Annotated in this window: 4 protein-coding genes; all 4 read right to left on the reverse strand. The window is 66.8% G+C overall.

What is annotated here, in order from left to right:
- Nucleotides 1-5: 5 nt before the first annotated feature.
- Nucleotides 6-773: an ABC transporter ATP-binding protein gene (locus GPA_RS09280; protein WP_015539706.1), complete on the reverse strand. Its 768-nt coding sequence runs from the start codon at nucleotides 771-773 to the stop codon at nucleotides 6-8.
- Nucleotides 757-1,668, reverse strand: coding sequence for an ABC transporter permease (locus GPA_RS09285; protein WP_015539707.1), 912 nt, complete (start codon nucleotides 1,666-1,668; stop codon nucleotides 757-759). Before GPA_RS09285 ends, GPA_RS09280 begins: the two co-directional genes overlap by 17 nt.
- Before the next feature lie 4 nt (nucleotides 1,669-1,672).
- Nucleotides 1,673-2,509 (reverse strand): molybdate ABC transporter substrate-binding protein, encoded by an 837-nt coding sequence (modA, locus tag GPA_RS09290; protein WP_041239392.1) that lies wholly within the window; start codon nucleotides 2,507-2,509, stop codon nucleotides 1,673-1,675.
- A 189-nt stretch (nucleotides 2,510-2,698) separates the two neighbouring features.
- On the reverse strand, nucleotides 2,699-2,908 hold the full coding sequence (locus tag GPA_RS09295) for a heavy-metal-associated domain-containing protein (RefSeq protein ID WP_015539709.1): 210 nt from the start codon (nucleotides 2,906-2,908) through the stop codon (nucleotides 2,699-2,701).
- Nucleotides 2,909-3,147 lie beyond the last annotated feature (239 nt).

The raw sequence follows: 3,147 nt of genomic DNA on the forward strand, positions 1-3,147 counted from the left end.
CGCCGTCATCGCAGCGGGCGGCGTGAAGAAGATGAGGGGGAAGTAGCGAAACCCGGATAGCGCAGGCCCAGGAACGCCTGCACCTCGGGCTCGAGGCCTTCCGGCTCGAACAGGGCGCGGGCTTCCCGCACCGCGCGCAGGCGGCCGTCCAGCACCACGCCCACGCGGTCGGCTAGCGTGCGGGCCTCGTTGAAGTCGTGGGTGACGAACACGATGGTGCAGTCGAACCGCGCATGCACAGCGCGCAGCGTGGCGTACAGGCGCTCCTTCGTGGCCGGGTCCAACGCCGAGAACGGCTCGTCGAGCAGCAGTATCTCCGGCTCCAGCACCAAGGCGCGGGCCAGCGCCGTGCGCTGCGACTCGCCGCCGCTGATGATGCCGGGGTACCGTTCGGCCAGATGCCCGATATCGAACAACGAGAGCATGGCCTGCACGCGCTCGTCGCGCTCGCGCGGCGGGCAGCCGTTCATCCGCAGGCCGTAGGCGATGTTCTCCCGCACGGTCATATGCGGGAACAGCGCGTAGTCCTGGTACAGGATGCCCAGGTGGCGCTGCTGGACGGGCAGCGACTCCACGTCCTTGCCGTCCAGCAGGATGCACCCTCCGTCAAGGAGGAACGCGCCTGCTATCGACTCCATGAGGACGGTCTTGCCCGACCCGGTGGACCCCAAGATGGCGAACACCTCGCGCGGCCTGACGGACAAGCGGGGCACTTCGAGCACGAACGACCCCCGCTCCACGCGCAGGTCACGCACCTCAATGCTTCCGGCCATGCCAGGCTCCCCTCTTCGCCGCCTTGCGGCCAGGCCCGACACGGGTCGCCCCCACCGGCCGGTTCAGCAGGTTCGCCACCACGAGCGTCGCCGCCGACAGCAGGAGCATGATCATGGCCGTGGCCATGGCCGTCTCGTTGTTGCCGGTGGAGATGCTCAGGTAGATGCTCCCGGGCAGCGTCTCGGTCTTCATGCGCGTCACGCCCACCAGCATGAGCGTGGCGCCGAACTCGCCCATGCCGCGCGCCCAGGTGAGGACGAACGTGCTGATGAGCGCGTTGCGGCACTGCGGCAGAATGATGGTGCGGAACACGTCGCCGGGCGTGGCGCCCAGCGTCTTCGCCACGAACTCCATGCGCGGGCTCACGTCGGCGAACGCCGTGCGCACCATGCGGATGGCGAACGGAAGGTTCACGATGAGCTGGGCGAACACGATACCGGCCGGTTCGAACACCACCGCGAGCCCGGCCTCTTTGAGGGCCTTGCCGAACGGCGACGAGAAGATCAGCAGCAGCGCGAAGCCCAGCAGGATGTAGGGCAGCGACAGCGTGAGCTCCATGAGCACCTCGGCCACGCGTTTGAACGGCATGTTCGTGCGCGACAGCGCGTAGGCGGTCGGCAGCGCCAGCACCAGGCAGAGCACGGTGGAGATACTGGACGTGACCACGCTCATCCTAAGCGAGAACAGCACCTCGGCCGAGGTGACGGCCTCGCCGAAATGGGCGATGCCGCCGGCCACGATGGCCACGATGGCGCTGCCCACGAACAGCAGCACCACCGTGGCCACGGCCATGGAAACGCCCGAGAACACGTCGTGTTTCCGGCCGCGGTGCCGCCGCTCGCGGGCCGCCGCGCCGGGCCGAGTTCCCGGCATGGCGGCCTCGCGTGCCTCCATGGTGCTACACTCGCTCGTAGCCGTAGGCGGCCCAGATGTCCCACGCCGCGTCGGTCTGGAGGAACTCGCTGAATGCCTTGGTGGCCTCGGCATCCTTGGCGCAGGTCAGCTGCGCGGAGGGAACGGTCTTCACGAACGCGTCCAAATCGGGGGTGTCCACGATCTTGACGCCGTCGCCCTTCACGTTCTCCTTCCACACGATGCCTGCGTCGCCCTCGCCGTTGGCCAAGGCGGTGGCGATCTGCGGTGCGGTGGTCGTGGTGGTGAGGACGTTCGCTGCCATGAGCGAGTCCCACAGGCCCGCCTTCGTCAGCGCGTTCTTGGCTATCTTGCCGATGGGGGTGGACTCGGGGTCGCCCACCAGCACGCGCGAGGCCCCGGACAAATCGGCCAGGCCGGCGACGTTCTGCGGATTGCCGGCGGGCACGGCCAGCACCGGGATGTGCTTCACCAGGTCGGTGCTGGTTTCCACAAACGCCTCGACGGGCTTGAGCTCGTCGGCCGAGCCGGCGATGAAGAAGTCGCCCTGCTCGGTGGTGGTGATCTGCGTCTGGATCTGCGCCGCGTTGGCGAACGTCACGTTCACGGTGCAGCCCGTCTCGGCCTGGAACGCGTCGGCGATCTCCTGGAACGGGTCGGTCATGCCGGCCCCGCAGTAGATGTCGAGCGTCTTGCCCTCGAGCGCCTTCTCGGCCGCCGGCTCCGGCTGGCCCTCCGACTCGCCTTGCGCGGGCGACGAGCACCCGGCGAGCATGCCGGCTGCCAGCATGGCGCACAGGCAGGCGGCTAACGCGAGAACCCTCGCAATCCCCCGGCGATGACCTTTCGATAATGCATTCATGATGCCCCTCCTCGATTACCCTTTTCTTTTCCCCAACGGCCCAGGGCCGAATTATTCTAATCTTATAATATTTCTAATCGGAAGTATATATGTTCAAGGTTAATATATTGAATTGAGGATAGGTAGTACGGGGAGCGAACCGGCGACGGGAACGCGCCGCCGGCATCTTGAACGCGAGGAGGGCCGGCGTCAGTCCTCTACGACGAAGTCCTCGGCGGCGATGGCGGCCTTCACGGCGGCGAGCGTGGAAGGCTGGCCGTCGTACGCGAGCTCCACCTTGTCGGCCTCGAAATCGGCTGCAACGGACTCCACGCCGTCGATCGCCCCCACGGTCTTCTCCACGCGGGCCGTGCATTTCGGGCAGTGCATGCCCGTCACCTTCAACGTTTCCTTGATCATGATCTTGTTCCTTCCCTTGTCGCATCCGGGCGGCCTTCGCGCCCGGCGATTCTTTTTTCGCCGATGGACGATGCGTCTCGTTTTCGGTCCCACTTATCGTACAAATGTTTCACGTGAAACACGGGCGGCAGGCGGCCCCGTCCGCGGCCGCCTCCCGGCCGCCGCAGCCCCGCCCTCTCACAACCGGCGCATGCGCACGCTCATATCCAGCGGCTTGGCGGCGAAGGGGGCCGTGGTGG

Source organism: Gordonibacter pamelaeae 7-10-1-b, from assembly GCF_000210055.1.
Classification (GTDB): domain Bacteria; phylum Actinomycetota; class Coriobacteriia; order Coriobacteriales; family Eggerthellaceae; genus Gordonibacter; species Gordonibacter pamelaeae.

Excerpts from the sequence above, each read along its gene's own strand:
- GPA_RS09280 (WP_015539706.1), bottom strand. The coding sequence starts at position 773 with ATGGCCGGAAGCATTGAGGTGCGTGACCTGCGCGTGGAGCGGGGGTCG.
- GPA_RS09285 (WP_015539707.1), bottom strand. The coding sequence starts at position 1,668 with ATGGAGGCACGCGAGGCCGCCATGCCGGGAACTCGGCCCGGCGCGGCG.
- modA (WP_041239392.1), bottom strand. The coding sequence starts at position 2,509 with ATGAATGCATTATCGAAAGGTCATCGCCGGGGGATTGCGAGGGTTCTC.
- GPA_RS09295 (WP_015539709.1), bottom strand. The coding sequence starts at position 2,908 with ATGATCAAGGAAACGTTGAAGGTGACGGGCATGCACTGCCCGAAATGC.